Origin of the sequence: Pseudomonas syringae (assembly GCF_021605415.1) — a bacterium.
In the GTDB taxonomy this organism is placed as follows: Bacteria; Pseudomonadota; Gammaproteobacteria; order Pseudomonadales; family Pseudomonadaceae; genus Aquipseudomonas; species Aquipseudomonas syringae_S.
Map to the genome: position 1 here is coordinate 139,224 of NZ_WKEQ01000011.1, position 16,620 is coordinate 155,843.

The window sequence follows — 16,620 nt, forward strand, 5'->3', positions numbered from 1 at the left end:
CGATTCCTTGATCGGTAGATGTGTGCTGAAGTGCGCAACCGCGCGGATTCTGCTCGCGCCTCTGTAGGTGATTTGTCGACCGAGAGTGAAAAAAACGTGAAGCGCTGCAAAGTGCATGAATGCGCTCAAACAACCCATACACGCCTAGCCCTGAGCCACGCTTGGCCTTAAGCTGCGCGGGCCACGACGGCCGTAACCGTGAACGGAGGAGGTGCCGATGCGAATTTTATTGGTTGAAGACAACCGCGACATTCTGGCCAATCTGGCCGACTACCTGGGCCTGAAAGGCTATACGGTCGATTGCGCCCAGGACGGTCTGTCGGGCCTGCATCTGGCGGCCACCGAACATTACGACCTGATCGTGCTCGACATCATGTTGCCTGGCATCGACGGCTACACCCTGTGCAAGCGCCTGCGCGAGGACGCCCGCCGCGACACGCCGGTGATCATGCTCACCGCCCGGGATCAACTGGACGACCGCTTGCAGGGCTTCAAGTCCGGGGCTGACGATTATCTGGTCAAGCCGTTCGCGTTGTCCGAGCTGGCGGCGCGGGTCGAAGCGGTCATGCGCCGTACCCAGGGCGGTGGGCGCCGGGCCTTGCAGGTTGGCGACCTGAATTACGATCTCGACACACTGGAAGTGACTCGAGAAGGCAAGTTTTTGAAACTCAACCCGGTCGGCCTCAAACTGCTTGCCGTGTTGATGCAGAAAAGCCCGCACGTCTTGCGTCGGGAGATTCTCGAAGAAGCGCTGTGGGGCGACGATTGTCCGGACAGCGACAGCCTGCGCAGCCACGTCCACCAATTGCGCCAAGTGATCGACAAACCGTTCGCCAAGCCTTTGCTGCACACCGTGCACGGCGTGGGTTATCGCTTGGCCGAGGGTCGTGATGGAGTTTAAGCAAAGCCTTTCTCAGCGGATCATCATCGCTTTTGCGCTGATGAGCGCTCTGGTGGCCGGTGCTTTCGCGATGGGCATTGTCGCGACGGTGCACCTGGTGGAGGAGAAACTCATTTCCGCCGGTCTTGGTGGCGATTTGCAGCGTCTGTTGTTGATGGACAACGTGTCCGACTGGAGCCATCGCCCGGAGCCGGATCAGTTGTTTTATTTCAGCGGCGGGCCGGGCGATTTCGATCTGCCCAAGGATCTGCGGCACCTGGATCCGGGTTTCCATGAAGTCTTTCGTGAGCAGCTGTCGTATCACGCGATGGTTGAGGTGGTCGATGGCCGGCGATACGTACTGCTCCAGGATCAGAGCGATTTCGAAGAGCGTGAGCGAGTTTTGTTCGCCGTGGTGCTGGTGGGTTTCGTGCTCAGCCTTGCATTGGCGGTGTTTCTTGGCTGGGGGTTGGCGCGCAAGGTGATGGCGCCGGTGGTGCGACTGGCCCGGCAGGTGCGTCATCGTGACCAATTGCTGGGGCTGGCGCCGCCGTTGGCGCCGGACTATGCCGCCGACGAAGTGGGTGAACTGGCAGTGGCGTTCGACGCCACGTTGGGCCGCCTGCGCCAGGCGCTGACTCGCGAGCGTCTGTTTACCAGCGACGTCAGCCACGAACTGCGCACGCCGTTGATGGTGCTGGCCAGTTCCTGCGAGCTACTGCTGGTGAATCCAGGCCTCGACCAGCGCGGACGGGCGCAGGTCGAACGCATCGCCAGGGCCTGCGAGGAAATGCGTGAGCTGGTGCAGACCTTCCTGATGCTGGCCCGCGCTCAACACGAAGATGCCGGGGTGGCGCCTCAGCAGAATCTGTCGCAGGTGGCCGATAATCTTTTATGCCTGTGGCGCACGCCGATCGAAAACAAGGGGCTGAGTCTGGGTTTCGAGCCGGGTAACCCGCCCGATACTCGATACAACGCGACGTTGCTGAACGCTGTGATGGGTAACCTGTTGCGCAACGCGTTGCACTACACCGAGCACGGCTTCATTCGCCTGACGCTGACCAGCAGCGGATTCGTCGTCGAGGACTCGGGCGTTGGCATTCCCGAAGAAAAACGTGAAGCAATGTTCGAACCTTTCGTGCGCGGTGCGGAAAAGCGCGGTGAGGGTCTGGGGCTGGGATTGTCGCTGGTGCAGCGCATCTGCGAAAACCAGGGCTGGACGGTGAGCCTGAGTACCATGGAGCCAAATGGCTGCCGCTTTGAAGTGAACCTCGGCGAAGGTTGATGGCGTCTGTAAGCAGGCATGACCCGGTTTGCTGTCCGCATACTGCATAACGTTGAAATAATTGCGCCGTTTACATGACGTTTTTTTCACAAAGCGATGACCTGACGCTGACACGCTGCTGATTAAGGTAGCGCCATCAGTAATTCAGGAGTCCTGGTAATGGCCGGCCCGATAAAGCTCGATTTTTCCGAAAAGTATGACGATCAGCATGCGCAGAAATATTTGCGCAAGCACCAGGACGGATTGGGTCGTAAGTTGTCCCATTGGCGGGACGGGCAGTTGGCGCGTAAGGCTTTGGCACTGGTGGGTGAGCCAGGATTGGTGCTGGATCTGCCGTGCGGCGCCGGGCGTTTCTGGCCCTTGCTGGCGGAAAAACCCAATCGGGTCATCATCGGCGCGGATAATTCCGAGTCAATGATCAAGATCGCCATGCAGGCGCAACCGGCGGATGTAGTGAAACGGGTACAACCCTTGCACACGTCTGCATTCGACATTGCCTTGCCTGATAACGCCGTCGATAGCATTTTCTGCATGCGTTTGCTCCATCACATCGGTGAAGCCGAGCATCGACGGGCCATCCTGCGTGAGTTTCAACGTGTCACCCGTGACAGCGTGATCATTTCGCTGTGGGTGGACGGCAATTTCAAGGCCTGGAAGCGCAAGCGCTCCGAGGCAAAACGTGGGCAGGAAGGTTACCAAAACCGTTTTGTGTTACCGGCTGCTACGGTCGAAAAAGAATTTGAGGAAGCCGGTTTCCGAATTCAGGAACAACTGGACTTTATTCCGCTCTATGCCATGTGGCGGGTTTACGTATTACGCAAGAGGTAGGAAATGGCGGTGCAATTAGCAGCAGAAACGGACGTCGCTCCCCAGGATCGATTCGACTACTACTGGAACCAGCACGGTGAATGGGTAGAAGAGCCCAATGTTCGCCGTGGCGGAGAAAGTGGTGTGCAACGAGTCGTGGGCCGTGATGGCCAGTTACTGTATGCCAAGCGCCAGACCGGGCATATTTACCGCAGTTGGTTGCACCCGTTCGGCCGTCCGACCGTGTTGCGCGAGCTGGATGCGCTGACCGGCGTCAGCAAGCTCGGCGTGCGGGTACCGGAAATCGTCTTTTGCGGTGCGCAGGCCGATCCTGTGCACAAGTGGCGGGCACTGCTTGTCACCAAATCCCTGGACGGCTTTCAGGAATACCAACACTGGCTCGCCGCAGGCGGTCGTGAGCAGTACGGCGAAGCAGTGCACGAGCGTGTCCTGAAAGACATGGCCGACAACCTTGCGCGCATGCACAAGGGCCGCTGGCAGCACAGCTGCATCTACATCAAGCATGTCTTTGTGCGGGTTACCGGAGAAGGTGATGCCGCGAACGTCGAGGTAGCGCTGATTGATCTCGAAAAGTGCCGGCAACGTCTGACCGCTTATCGCGCCGCTTCCCACGACATGAAGCAATTACGTCGCCATTCGTCGTTCAGCGATAGCGACTGGAAAAAACTCGTCTACTTTTATGAGACGGCGTTTGGCAGCGCTATCAAAGGTTTATAGCGATGAAACTCGAAATTGCACGAGGTGTGTTTCTGGTAGGAGCCTTGGCAGTTGCGTCATTGGCGATGGCTGCGTGGGAGCAGCCTCGTATGCAGGTAATCGGCGCCGATGCCCATTGCCCGGCACCACGGGTAGCGAAAGCTTCCGCGGCGACCCAACCGGATCATGATCTGTTGCTGTTCATGTTCGGGCTGTCCCAAGGGATGAGGCCGCAAAGTTGAAGCGGTTGAAACCCACATAAAAGGCCTCACATCTGCGAGGCCTTTTTTTTCCGCATTTTGAATGCTCCAAGAACCATTGTAGGAGCGAGCCTGCTCGCGAAAGCGCCAGCTCAGGCAACAGTGATGTTGAATGTGCCGGCCTCTTCGCGAGCAGGCTCGTTCCCACGGGTTATCGATGGTCCTTGGCATCCGGTTTCGCCAGCAGCGTGTAAACGCAAGGCAATACAAACAGGGTGAACAGCGTCCCGATCGACATGCCCGTGGCAATCACCGTCCCGATATCGAAACGGCTGACCGCTCCCGCACCACCGGCGAGAATCAGCGGCACCATGCCGAATACCATCGCCGCCGTCGTCATCAGTACCGGGCGCAGGCGAATCGCCGCCGCTTCCTCCACAGCCTCCCGGGGCGTGAGACCCTTTTCCTTGCGCAACTGATTGGCGAATTCGACGATCAGGATCCCGTGCTTGCTGATCAGCCCGATCAGCGTCACCAGGCCGACCTGGGTATAAATGTTCATGCTCGACCAGCCCAGGAACAGCGGAATCAAGGCCCCGCAAATCGACAGCGGCACAGTCACCAGAATCACCAGCGGATCCCGGAAACTCTCGAACTGCGCTGCCAGCACCAGGAAAATGATCGCCAGCGCCAGTGCAAACGTGACCCACAATGCACTGCCTTCCTGCACGAACTGTCGGGACGCACCGCCATAGTCAAAGGCAAACCCCGCCGGTGCTTCTTCCTGGGCGATCTGCAACACGCTGTCGATGGCTTCGCCCATGCTCACCAGCGGGAAGCCAGACAGCTTCGCCGCGTTGAGTTGCTGGAACTGATTGAGTTGACGCGGTCGGGCCCGATCCGTGACGGTGATCAAGGTCGACAAGGCCAGCAACTCACCCTGAGTGTTCTTCACGTAATAGTTGTTCAGCCAGTCCGGATTGTCGCGGTAGGGCCGTTCGACCTGAGCGATGACTTTGTAGCTGCGTCCTTCGATGGTGAAACGGTTGATTTCGGCCTCACCCAACAGCGTCGCCAGCGTGCCGCCCAGATCCTGCATCGACACGCCCATCTGCGCCGCTTTTGCGCGGTCGATATCGACCACCACTTCCGGCTTGTCGAATGCCAGGTCGATATCGACGAAGGCGAACTTGCCTGATTCCATCGCGCGCTTCTTGATCCGGTCGGCCACCTGGAGCAGGGATTCGTAATCGTTGGCGGTGTTGATTACAAATTCGAACGGTAGACCTTCGCCGGTGCCGGGCAGGGAGGGCAGGTTGAAACCGAAGATCTGCAGGCCGGGAATGCTTTCGAGCTTGCCCTGCACTTCTGGAAGGATCTGCATCTGCGTGCGGTCACGCTCGTTCCACGGTTTGAGCAGGAACCCGCCAATGCCGGACTGCACGCCGTTGTAGCCGTTGATCTGGAACGATGAGTAATACTCGGGAAACGCTTTGAAGATATTGATGAACTCGTCGGTGTACGCGTTCAGGTAATCAAGGTTGGTCGGCTGTGGCGCGTTGGCAATCATGAAAATGATGCCCTGGTCTTCGTCCGGTGCCAGTTCCGACTTGGTGAATTTGAGCAGCACGGGAATCAGGCACAGCACGATCACCGCAAACACCAACACCACCGGCCGCGTGTCGAGGGTGCCATGCAACATCGAACGATAGCGGCGCTTGAGACTTTCGAAAATCAGATCGAGGCGATGCGCCAGACCGCTGGGGTTTTCATCATGGCGCAGCAACAAGGCACACATCATCGGCGACAGGGTCAGCGCGACGATGCCTGAAATTACCACTGCACCCGCCAGCGTCAGGGCGAACTCCTTGAACAGCGCGCCGGTCAGTCCCGTAAGGAAACCGATTGGCGCATACACCGCCGCCAGCGTGATGGTCATCGACACCACCGGCATGGCGATTTCCCGGGCACCTTCCAGCGCGGCCTCGAACGGCGTCTTGCCTTCCTCCATGTGTCGGTGAATGTTTTCCACCACGACAATGGCGTCGTCCACCACCAGACCGATGGCCAGCACCATTGCCAGCAACGTCAGCAGGTTGATCGAGTAGCCCATCATCTGCATGAAGAACATCACGCCGATCATCGACAGTGGAATGGTCACCACCGGGATCACCACCGAGCGCAGCGCACCGAGGAACAGAAACACCACGACGATGACGATCAGCACGGCTTCGAACAGGGTTTTCACCACCTCGTCGATGGATGCCTGAATGAACAGCGTGGCGTCGTAGGCGATCTCGCTCTTGAGATTCGGCGGCAGCTGGGCTTCCAGCTCCGGCATGATCTTGCGCACTTCCTTGATCACCTCCAGCGGGTTCGCCGCCGGGGTAGCCTTGATGCCGATGTACACCGACGGCGTGCCGCCGAAGGAGCTGATGGTGTCGTAGTTTTCCGCGCCCATCTCGACCCGCGCCACGTCGCTGAGCAAGACACGGCTATCGCCGTCGACTTTCAATGGAATGGCGGCGAATGCTTCGGCGGTTTTCAGTTCGGTGTTGGCGTTGATGCTGGTGACGACATATTCGCCTTTCACTTCTCCGGCGGCGGAGAGGAAGTTGTATCGGCGCACCGCATCGGTCACGTCACTGGCGCTGAGGCCAAAACCGGCGAGCTTCACCGGGTCGAGCCACAGGCGCATGGCAAACACCTGGTTGCCGAGAATTTCCGCCTCGGCCATGCCCGGCAGCGTCGCCAGTTTTGGCTGGATCACCCGTGACAGGTAATCGGTGATCTGTGGGTTGTTCAGTTCTTTGCTGAAGAAACTGATGTACATCAGCGCCGAGGCATCTGCGGATTCTTTGCTCAGCACCGGGTCTTCGGCGTCCTGAGGCAGCTTGTTCTTGACCTCGTTGGCCTTGGCGAGCAGTTCGGTGAACAAACGGTCGCTATTGGAGCCTATGCGCGCGTAGATCGAAATCACCGAAAAGTTCTGCCGACTGACCGAGGTCATGTAGTCGATGCCTTCGGCGCTGGCCAGGCTCTGCTGCATCGGCTGGGTGATGTAGCCCTGAATGGTTTCGGCGTTGGCCCCGGGATAAGCGGTGGTCACCGTGATCAGGGCGTTTTCCATTTGCGGGTATTGGCGTAGCGGCAGCTTGCTCCACGCCTGAAAGCCCAGCAACACAATCAGCAGGCTGACCACGGTGGCGAGCACCGGGCGGCGGATGAACGGGTCGGTAAAAGCCATGGGGATTCCTTGATCAATCCGCGCGAGGCGGACTGTTCTGCTCGCCGAGGGTCTTGTCGTCGCTGATGGCGATGTGGGCGCCGCTGTCCAGTTTTATCTGGCCGGCCGTCACCACCTGTTCGCCGCTTTGCACGCCCTTGTTGATCATCACCAGGCCATCGCGGCGCTCGCCGGTTTCGATGAAACGACGTTCAGCGATGAGTATCGGCTGGCCCTTGTCATCGTTCTGGACAGTGCCATCCTCGGCTTTCTTCTGCCCGACCACGTACATGGAGTTGCCGTAGAGGGTATAGGTGATCGCGCTTTCCGGCACCACGATGCGCTGTTGCGGATTGGGCAGCAGTACTTCCAGGCTGGTGAACATGCCCGGCAACAATTTGCTGTCGGGATTGCCCAGTGTGGCGCGTACCAGCACATTGCGCGTGGTGCTTTCGACGATGGGGTTGATCGCGCTGATCTTGCCGGGGAAGTGTTCGCCGGGGTAGGCCGCCACACTGATCTGCACCGGTTGGCCAATCGCCAGTTTAGGGACAGATTGCTCGGGGACGTAGAAGTCGGCGTAAAGACTGCTCAGATCCTGCAGCGTGGCGATGCGGGTGCCGCTGGCGAGATAGTCGCCGACATCCACCTGACGGATACCAATGGTGCCGCTGAAAGGCGCGACGATGCGTTTTTTCGCCAGCGAGGCGTTGAGTTGATTGACCGTGGCTTTATTTTTTTGCAGGACGGCGGAGAGGCGATCGAACTCACCCCTGGAAATGGCGCGGCTGTCGACCAGTTGGCTGCCGCGACCGAAATCCACTTGCGCCAGGCCCAGATCAGCCTTGGCGGTTTCCAGCAATGCACGTTCGACGGCGCTGTCGAGTTGCAGCAACGGCTGTCCGGCTTTGACCTTCTGCCCGGACTCGAACTTCAGCTCCGTGACCGTGCCGGCGATTTCCAGGCTCAGATCGACGCCTTGCAACGCCTTGAGCGTGCCGACCGTGGGCAGACGCATCTGCCACGGGCGTTCGGCGGCTGTGGCAACGGCAACACTGATCGGTGGTTTCGGCTTGGAGAAACCCTGGATCATTGTGTAGATCGAGAAGGCTTTGTACCCGGCCAGCACCAACACAATCAGCAGTACAACACCCAACATGATCAGCATGCGGCGACGCAGCATATTTTCCATTTCCTTGGAGAAAATCAGGTGAGACAGGCGGGCACATTACTCCGAGTAGAGGGGGGATTCCAACTGGCACTTTTCCCCAGGAATACAAATGATCGCAGCCTGCGGCAGGTCCTACAGTAGAAATCGAATCCCCTGTAGGCGCTGCCGAAGGCTGCGATCTTTCAAAGGTGTATCACGCCATCAAATGCAGATGGTTGTCCCAGAGCCCCGCCGGCAATTCCAGCGGTTTGGCGAGCAAGGTGTCCTGCCGACAATCGTAGTAACGGCAGCGTCCCTGGCCCGAGGTCACGACAAAACCGTCCTGCACCGCACCGACGCCCGCGCAATCGGGCAGCGGCGCATCGAGGCGCACTTCGCCGCTGTCCAGATCCCAGATGAAGAAGCGATTGCCACGCGGCGCAGTCAGTGCGACCAGGCGCAGATCGCTATGCACCGCGACGCTGGCGGTGTAATGACCCATCGCCTGCAACTGATGCTCCGGCACCGGGAACGCCACGAATGGCTGGCCCGGGCGTTTGATCGCGAGCAGTTCCGACGATTCATCGGACGGCCCCATGAATTGCTGACCGGCGACGATGGTGCCGTCGCTGGCGATCCCCAGGTGACGCACGCTGTTCATCTGCTGGGCGAGGGTTTCCTTGCTCAGCAGCGTACCGTCACGTTGCATCAGCACCAGGCTCGGCTCCATGGCACTGAGGTTCATGTCGACGCGGCTTTCCGCCTCGGTACGAATCCCGCCGTTGGCCACCACCAGGGTTTCGCCGTCGGGCATCCATGACACCTGATGCGGGCCGAGCCCGTGGGTGGAAATCTCGCCGCTGTGCACCAGCCGCTCGCCTTCAAACCGGTACACCCCGAGCAAGCCGCGCCCCGGATCGGTGGTGTCGTTCTCGGTGGCGTAGAGAAATTCGCCGTCCTTGTGAATCACCGCGTGGCCGTAGAAATGCCGGTTCGGTTGCGACGTCACGGTTTGCAGCAACGCACCATCGCGCAGGTCGATCAAGTAACTTTCTGTGCCCGGTCGGCGGGCAACGAACAGCGCAACCGACAGCGTCGGGTGATTGATGATGTCGTGGCAGCGCTGGCCGACTTCGGTGGCAAACACACGCGTGCCGTCCAGGCGATACCCGACGGCGTAGTGCTTGCCGTCGGTGTCGTCGCGAGCCGACAGCAGCAGCGGGCTTTGGTCCTTGCGCTTGAACAGCGTCCAGCCGCCCAATGTCACTGCTCCCAGCAGCAAACTACCTAAAGTCAGAGCCTGGCGTCGCAGCATGGCTGTTGCCCTCATCAGTCACCGTCGTTGGCGTTGAAGCCCAATTGGATGTTCAGTGCCTTGGCCAGTTCGCCTTCGTGCAGGCGATGGACGACGTTGAGGCTGTCGTAGATGTCGTTGAGTTGCTGGCGACCGGCATCGTCGTCAAGCATTTCGCCCAGCGAGCGCTGGGTGCTGTCGAACAGTTTCAGCGACGCGGCATAGGCGGCATCGATCTTGTCCGCCAGCGGCTTCTGCTCGCTCGGCAACAGACCGCGCAGGCCTTTGTTGTCGACGCCTTCCCAAACGGTTTTGGCGGCGGCGAGGCTGGCGCGCAGGGCGGTCATCGACGACTGGCTGCGCCAGGCATCGGCCTGGAACGGCTGCGGTACGCCTTTGCTCTGACGCCCCATCGGGGTGCCGAGTTTTTTCTTCAGGGTGTCGAGGGCGGTGACCTGCACGCGCAGCAAGTCGGCAATGGCTTCGTGGGAATCGGCATAACGCTGGTTCGGGAATTTGCTCATCTGCGCGAGCATGCCATCGGTGTTGTTCCAGCCCGCCAGGATCTCTTCGGCCAGTTGCTTTTGACGCTCGCCGATGGCGATCAGCAGTGGGCAGTATTTGGCTTTCTGTTCGTCGTTGGCCACATCAGGTTTGGCATCGAACAGGATGTATTCGTAGGCGGACAGGCCTTGCACCACGACGCTGGACTTGGTCAGCGCGGCGGCGTCGATTTGCGGCTGGGCCACGACCAGTTGTTCGACCTGACGACCGACCAGGTTTTTCTTGTCCGGCCAGAACTGCACCTGCCACGCTCGGTTGCCTTCGGCCAGCGGGCCGATCAGCAGCGGTTGCAACTCCGCCCAGGCTTTCTGCGCGTGGAGGAAGTCGGCACGGGCGGTTTCCAGGGTTTCTTTGCCCTGGCAATAGGCGAGGGCGCTGACGGCCAATTGTTTGTCAGCTTCAACCCAGCGGCTGTAAGTCGGCAGGATCACCGATTTGGCGATGGCGGCCGAGGTAACGGCTTGCGGATCCTGCGGCGAACAGGCGGCCAGGGCGATGGCGGCAAGGCTGGTGAACAACAATTTGGGACGGAACATGTCGGGCTCCCGCTATGGAAAACGTTGTTAAAGGGAATTCAAAAACGCCAGCAGCGCATCACGCTGCCCGGCATCAAAAGACAAAATCTGTTGCTGCGCGGCACTCGCTTCGCCGCCATGCCAGAGCACGGCTTCAAGCAGATTGCGCGCGCGGCCATCATGCAAAAACTGAGTGTGGCCACTGACCGCATGCGTCAGGCCGATGCCCCACAGCGGCGGGGTGCGCCAGTCGCGGCCAGAGGCCTTGAATTCGGTACGGTTGTCCGCCAGGCCTTCACCCATGTCATGCAGCAGCAGATCGCTGTACGGGCGAATCACTTGATTGGCCAGTTCAGGTTCGGCGGCGTTGGCGGCGGTGGTGTATTTGGGCGTGTGACAGGATTGGCAGCCGGCCTTGAAGAACAGGTTTTTGCCGGCGATCACTTGTTCGTCATTGACGCCACGGCGCGCCGGAACGGCAAGGTTTCGGCTATAGAACAGCACCAGACGCAGGATGTTGTCGCTGACTTCCGGCTCGCCATTCGGGCCGTTGCCGTTGGGGGCTTGTTTGCAGGCGGTTTGCGTGTCGGTGCAGTCGTCGATGGGTCTCAGGCTCGTCGTCAGGCCCATGTCCCCGGAAAACGCGTGAACATTCTGTTGATTGAGGTTTGGTTGTCCGGCTTTCCAGCCAAATCGACCGATGACCGTCTTTTGCAGCGCATCGTCCCAGACCTGATTCGGCCGCCCGGCGATGCCGTTATTTTCTCTGGCTTGCGCGGCGGCATTGGCAAGGATCGCTTCGTCCGCAATGGCTTCGAGCAGGCCGAGGCCGATCATGGGCGGGGCGATGCGTGCCGAGAAACGTGTGTCCGGGTGCATCGGGCCGTAGCCCAGTTGCGTGATGTTCAGGCTTGGCTTGCGCAGCTGGATTTCAGTGCCGTCCTTGAAGCGGATCGGCACGGGGGTGTAGTCGACCCGTACCTTGCCTTCCGGGACGATGCCGGGGATGGCCATGTCCTGGAACTGGCCGCCATAGACGGGTTCCGGGACCACGCCGAGGGTTTTGATGATATCGGCATAGGCCGGTGCGTCGGGGATCGACAGGCGCACCAGCATCGACACTGCGTTGTTGGCGCCCGGCGGTGGTGGATGACCGCGACCGTCCTTGATGTGGCAATTCTGGCAGGCGTTGGTGTTGAATAATGGGCCGAGGCCGTCGCGGGCGGTGGTGGTTGCCGGGGCGATGACCCAGGGGTTGCGGAAGAAGCTGTTACCGACGCTGAAATCCACCCGGCGCGAAGGGGGCAGGTTGGCCGATGGCAGGGAGAATGCGTTCTGATCGCTTTTGCGCACGGTCGCGCTGCCGCCGGAGCGTGCTTCACCAGGCTCGGCCTTGGTAAAACGCGGGGCGTCATCGCAGGCACTCAGGCTCAGGGCCAGAAACAGTGCAGACAAGCGAAGCAGCAGCGGGGGCATCAGACATCCTGCAAGCGGGGGTAAATCGAAGGCGCGCAGTTTAACAGGGCGGGGGAGATTGAATAAGAGGAATTATCGTTTCTGTTGGGACAGGCGGGGCTGCAGTTTTTTGATTTTTTGATCGTGTGCTTATCCGTTGCTGCGGTGATGGCCGCTTATGGTTTCGCCCGACGGTCGACTCCCTTCGGGGTGGATCAAGATCAAGATCGGCAGCCGAGCTAACGCTCATCCTGTTGAGTGGTGAAGCGCATATGTGCGGCAGCTCAAATCACTGTGGGAGCTGGCTTGCCAGCGATGGCGGCCTGGCAGCCGACCAATCCCTTCCGTTGTGCCCATTTCCCGTCCTGCACGAAACTCCGTTCTCACGCGATTTTTGCACCGCTGCAACAGGAATGAAAAAAGGCGACACGGAGGTCGCCTTTTTCAGTCCGGCAGCGTTGATCAGAATTCGTGATCGGCGGTGTCCGGGTTCAGGTCGGTGATGCCCAGTTTGCCCGCAGCGGCTTCGATCGAACCGGTCTGCTTGACCAGGGAGGCGATGGCGTCGCGCACGATCTGGTTGCCGGCGGTGTTGCCCGCAGCGATCAATTGGTCGTAGTGCTCACCCTTGTTGGCGTGATCGACGATGACCTGCATCTTCGCTTCGGTCGCTGCCAGGTCGGCTTTCAGCGCGGTGTCGGCGGCGGCATCGGCTTTGGCGATCAGGGACGACAGGCTGGCGCCGGTCATTTTGCTGCCGTCGGCGCGGGTGTATTCGCCCAGGTACACGTTGCGGATGCCTTTGGCATCGTAGAACTGCGAGTTGTGGGTGTTATCGCTGAAGCAGTCGTGTTCGTCTTCAGGGGAGTTGGCTTCCAGGGAAACCTTCATGCGCTCGCCCGCCAGTTCGCCCAGGGACAGGCTGCCCATGCCGAACAGCATTTTGCGCAGGCCCGTTTCAGCCGGTTCGGCTTCCAGGGTGGCGCGGTAGTTGTCGGCCACGTTCGGCTTCCAGTTGCCGACCATTTCTTCGAGGTCGCTGACCAGCAGTTGGGTCACGGCTTTCAGGTAGGCACGACGACGGTCGTTGTGGCCACCGGTGGCGCCGGCGCCTTCCAGGTAGTCGGAAGCAGGACGGTTGCCGGCGCCAGGGCCGGTGCCGTTCAGATCCTGGCCCCAGAGCAGGAATTCGATGGCGTGGTAACCGGTGGCGACGTTGGCCTCGGAACCGCCCAGCTCGTTGAGGCTGGCGAGTTTTTCCGGGGTGATGTCTTTGACGTCGACCTTGTCTTCGCCGACCTGGATTTCAGTGTTGGCGATGATGTTGGCGGTAGCGCCCGGGTTACCCAGTGCGTGCTCGTAGGATTTGTCGACGTAGTCGATCAGGCCTTCGTCCAGGGGCCAGGCGTTAACCTGACCTTCCCAATCGTCGATGATGGTGTTGCCGAAGCGGAACGCTTCGCTTTGCAGGTACGGCACGCGGGACGCGATCCAGGCAGCCTTGGCGGCTTTCAGGGTGTCGGCGTTCGGCTTGGCGAGGAAAGCGTCGATGGCGGTTTGCAGGGTTTTCGCAGTGGATTCGGCATCGCTGTAAACGGCGTAGACGATCTCGGCGTAGTGCGAGACAACGGCTTTGCCGGCGGCTTCGTCGATTTTACCGGCAGCCGTCGCTGCAGCAGGTGCAGCCGGAGCAGCGGTGCTGGCGGCTGGCGTCGGCGTGGCCGGGGCGGCGGCTTTGTCTTTGCCTTCGCCGCAACCGGCGAGGGAAATAGCGATGGCCAGCAGACTGGCGGTAGCCAGAGGCATACGAATCATGGCGAACATCCTGCTTCGGTGATTGATCGGTCAGGCGCGGGGGTGCGCAAACGTGCGACATAATGCAAATCTTTCGCATTATGTGTAAAGGGTTGTGGCTGGAAATATTTCTTATTTACACACAGCAAAAGATCGCAGCCCGTAACGGCTCATGTTGGAGCTGTTGCGGGCTGCGATCTCTTGAACTTATAAAATCGCCGCGTCGGTACGCTGCGCCTGCTTCAGATAAGCGCTCAACTCCCGCGCCGGCAGCGGCTTGCTGTAGAAGTAGCCCTGACCTTCATGGCAGCCTTCGGAAATGATGTACGCCTCCTGCTCGGCGGTTTCCACCCCTTCGGCAATCACCTGCATGCCCAGGCTTTTTCCGAGCTGAATGATTGCGCGAACGATGGTCGCGTCATCATCGTCATCCAGCAGATCCTGGACGAAGCTTTTGTCGATCTTGATCTTGTCCAGCGGCAGGCTTTTCAGATAGCTCAGGGATGAATAGCCGGTGCCGAAGTCGTCGATGGCGATCAAAGCGCCAGAGCGGCGCAGGCTCAGCAGGTGCTGTGCGGCGGTGCTGATGTCTTCCATCAGGCCGGTTTCGGTGACTTCCAGCTCAAGACTGCGCGGCGGCAAGCGGTAGATTTGCAGCAGGTTGTTAACCACCCGTGGCAGCTCGGCGTGGTGCAACTGCACGGTTGAGAGGTTCACCGCCATGCGCAAATCGGCGAAGCCCTGATCGTGCCAATCGCGCAATTGCTTGCAGGCCTGATCCAGCACCCATTCGCCGATGGCGATGATCGTGCCGTTCTGTTCGGCCAGCGGGATGAACAGATCCGGCGGCACCAGACCGTGTTCCGGATGTTGCCAGCGGATCAGCGCCTCGACGCCGACCACGCGGTGATCGCGGTAGCTGATCTGCGGCTGGTAAACGAGGTAAAACTGATCGCGCAACAGAGCATCACGGAGGTCTTTTTCCAATTCGCGACGTCGGCGCATTTCGCTGTCGACGCTGGCGATATAAAACTGATAACGGTTGCGCGATCGGGTTTTGGCCAGGGTCATGGTCTGTTCGGCTTTTTGCAGCAGCTTTTCGGTGCTGTCGCCGTCTTCGGGAAAGAGTGTGATGCCGATGGTCGCGCGCAGGCGGATCTCTTGCTGGTCGAGGGCGAACGGTGCTTCGAGGTCATCGAGAATGCTTTGCGCCAGTTCCGCCGCTTCATAGGGTTGCTCGATATCGGCCTGCACCAGCGCGAACTGATCGCCGCCCAAACGGGCAAGGGCACCCAGGCGACCGCTGTGGCCGCGCAGTCTGTCAGCGAGGGCGAGCAACAGTTGGTCGCCGGTCTGGTAGCTGAACTGCTCGTTGATGCTTTTGAAGTCGTCCAGCCCCACGCACAACACCGCAACCCTGCGCTGCAACTTGCCCGCGTCGACGAGGATCTTGTCCAGTTGCGTCTGCAACTGCTGGCGATTGGGCAGGCCGGTAAGGAAGTCGTACTGGGCCATGCGCAGCAGGCTGTTTTCCGCTTCGTGGCGTAAATGGGTGTTGCGTTCGATGGATTCGAGCAACTGATTGGCGGTATTGATCCAGATCCCCAGCTCGTTTTTCTCATGACCCTTGAGCTGCGGAATCTTGTGTTCGCTGGGGCGATCCGGATTGATTTCAGTCAGATGCTCGATGATTCGCGACAGCGGTTTGGTCAACAGCCAGTGATAGACCAGATACAGCACCAGTCCCATGGCCAGGGCGCGCAGCACACCGGAAATGAAAATGATCACCGAGTTGACGATAAACCCTTCGCCATAGGTGGCGGTGTCGAGGGTGATGCTCAAGTCACCGTAATATTCGCTGTACGGGCCGCGACCCACCAATTGTGTGGTGAAGGTGCGTTCCTGGCCGAGGATCAGGTCAGTCAGCCAGCGGCTGTTGGAATGCTGCAACTCGCGGCTTTTTTGCGCGAGCATGGCTTCGTTGGGATGGCCGATGGAGGCCTGGCGCACTGCGTCATCCTGGAACAACCCTTCGATGACTTGCATGCCCATCTCGCGATCCAGGCTGTAGACGGCCTGAGTCGAGGGGTCGCGGAACATGTCGAGGATGCGCTCGGCATCGCTGGCTACGGCCTGACGTGTTTTATAAGCATCGAAAACGATCTGCGCGCAGCTCAAGACGACGCCGACGATCAATGCCGACAGGAGCACGACCCGGAGCAACTTCACCGACAAGCTGTTCTTGAGTTCCAGCTTCAAAGGGTTATTCCTTAATCCGTGCGGGTAGCGTCAAGTTGCCATGAGTATTGGCAATCCCGTGGTGGCAGTCAAAGGGACAATCAGGTACCGGGTGATTTGCCTGAAGGCCTGGCCAAAATGCTGCTTTCTGAAGTATTTGCCCTAATCGTACTGTTTCGGTCGTTCCTGCCTCCAACTTGAGGCGTAACGGACAATTATTCCGCTGGTTTGAAGGGTAGCGCGCCGTGGCTCGGGATCAAGGTGTCAAAGTCGCTATTCTGAGTAGGACCTGCGGCATGGATCACAGGTAAATTGGCGGGACATAAAAAACCCGGCACTTCAGGCTGTGTGAAAACCTAGCAATCTGCTGGCCGGTTGAAGAAAATGCCCGTATCGCAAGATACGGGCATTTTTCTTATGCGCTATATCCAAGGTGAAAACCGCTCCCAGAGCGCGCTGTTTCCACTCTCGCTAGACGAACTCATTCCCGATGAC

Annotated in this window: 12 protein-coding genes; 5 read left to right on the plus strand and 7 right to left on the minus strand. The window is 59.5% G+C overall.

What is annotated here, in order from left to right:
- Window positions 1-217 precede the first annotated feature (217 nt).
- The 5 genes from GIW69_RS10695 (at window position 218) to GIW69_RS10715 (ending at window position 3,931) form a co-directional block, all read left to right on the plus strand.
- Complete coding sequence (locus GIW69_RS10695; protein WP_201236988.1) at window positions 218-901, plus strand: response regulator transcription factor; 684 nt, start codon at window positions 218-220, stop codon at window positions 899-901.
- Window positions 891-2,165, plus strand: a complete 1,275-nt coding sequence (locus GIW69_RS10700) for a sensor histidine kinase (protein ID WP_236482371.1) — start codon at window positions 891-893, stop codon at window positions 2,163-2,165. Before GIW69_RS10695 ends, GIW69_RS10700 begins: the two co-directional genes overlap by 11 nt.
- Window positions 2,166-2,324: 159 nt before the next feature.
- Entirely contained in the window at window positions 2,325-2,993 is a 669-nt protein-coding gene (locus tag GIW69_RS10705; protein WP_236482373.1) for a class I SAM-dependent methyltransferase, read from the plus strand.
- A gap of 3 nt (window positions 2,994-2,996) precedes the next feature.
- Window positions 2,997-3,710, plus strand: a complete 714-nt coding sequence (locus tag GIW69_RS10710; RefSeq protein WP_236482375.1) for a lipopolysaccharide kinase InaA family protein — start codon at window positions 2,997-2,999, stop codon at window positions 3,708-3,710.
- 2 nt (window positions 3,711-3,712) lie between these two features.
- A complete protein-coding gene (locus tag GIW69_RS10715; protein ID WP_236482376.1) occupies window positions 3,713-3,931 on the plus strand; it encodes a hypothetical protein in 219 nt (72 codons plus the stop codon).
- Between the two features lie 169 nt (window positions 3,932-4,100).
- On the opposite strand, the gene GIW69_RS10720 is transcribed toward GIW69_RS10715, so the two are convergent.
- The 7 genes from GIW69_RS10720 to GIW69_RS10750 all read right to left on the minus strand — a co-directional run bounded on the left by GIW69_RS10720 (window position 4,101) and on the right by GIW69_RS10750 (window position 16,146).
- Window positions 4,101-7,136, minus strand: coding sequence for a multidrug efflux RND transporter permease subunit (locus tag GIW69_RS10720; RefSeq protein WP_236482378.1), 3,036 nt, complete (start codon window positions 7,134-7,136; stop codon window positions 4,101-4,103).
- A 13-nt stretch (window positions 7,137-7,149) separates the two neighbouring features.
- Window positions 7,150-8,298: an efflux RND transporter periplasmic adaptor subunit gene (locus GIW69_RS10725; protein WP_236482380.1), complete on the minus strand. Its 1,149-nt coding sequence runs from the start codon at window positions 8,296-8,298 to the stop codon at window positions 7,150-7,152.
- Between the two features lie 181 nt (window positions 8,299-8,479).
- Window positions 8,480-9,580, minus strand: a complete 1,101-nt coding sequence (locus GIW69_RS10730; RefSeq protein WP_236482382.1) for a DUF1513 domain-containing protein — start codon at window positions 9,578-9,580, stop codon at window positions 8,480-8,482.
- Window positions 9,581-9,594: 14 nt separating this feature from the next.
- Window positions 9,595-10,659 carry an imelysin family protein gene (locus GIW69_RS10735; protein WP_236482384.1) on the minus strand — a complete coding sequence of 355 codons (1,065 nt, stop codon included), beginning with the start codon at window positions 10,657-10,659 and terminating at the stop codon, window positions 9,595-9,597.
- A gap of 27 nt (window positions 10,660-10,686) precedes the next feature.
- Entirely contained in the window at window positions 10,687-12,114 is a 1,428-nt protein-coding gene (locus GIW69_RS10740) for a di-heme oxidoredictase family protein (protein WP_236482386.1), read from the minus strand.
- Between the two features lie 441 nt (window positions 12,115-12,555).
- Complete coding sequence (locus GIW69_RS10745) at window positions 12,556-13,908, minus strand: imelysin family protein (protein WP_236482387.1); 1,353 nt, start codon at window positions 13,906-13,908, stop codon at window positions 12,556-12,558.
- A gap of 186 nt (window positions 13,909-14,094) precedes the next feature.
- The gene (locus GIW69_RS10750; RefSeq protein ID WP_236482390.1) at window positions 14,095-16,146 is read right to left on the minus strand and encodes a bifunctional diguanylate cyclase/phosphodiesterase; all 2,052 of its coding nucleotides are present in this window, start codon (window positions 16,144-16,146) and stop codon (window positions 14,095-14,097) included.
- Window positions 16,147-16,620 lie beyond the last annotated feature (474 nt).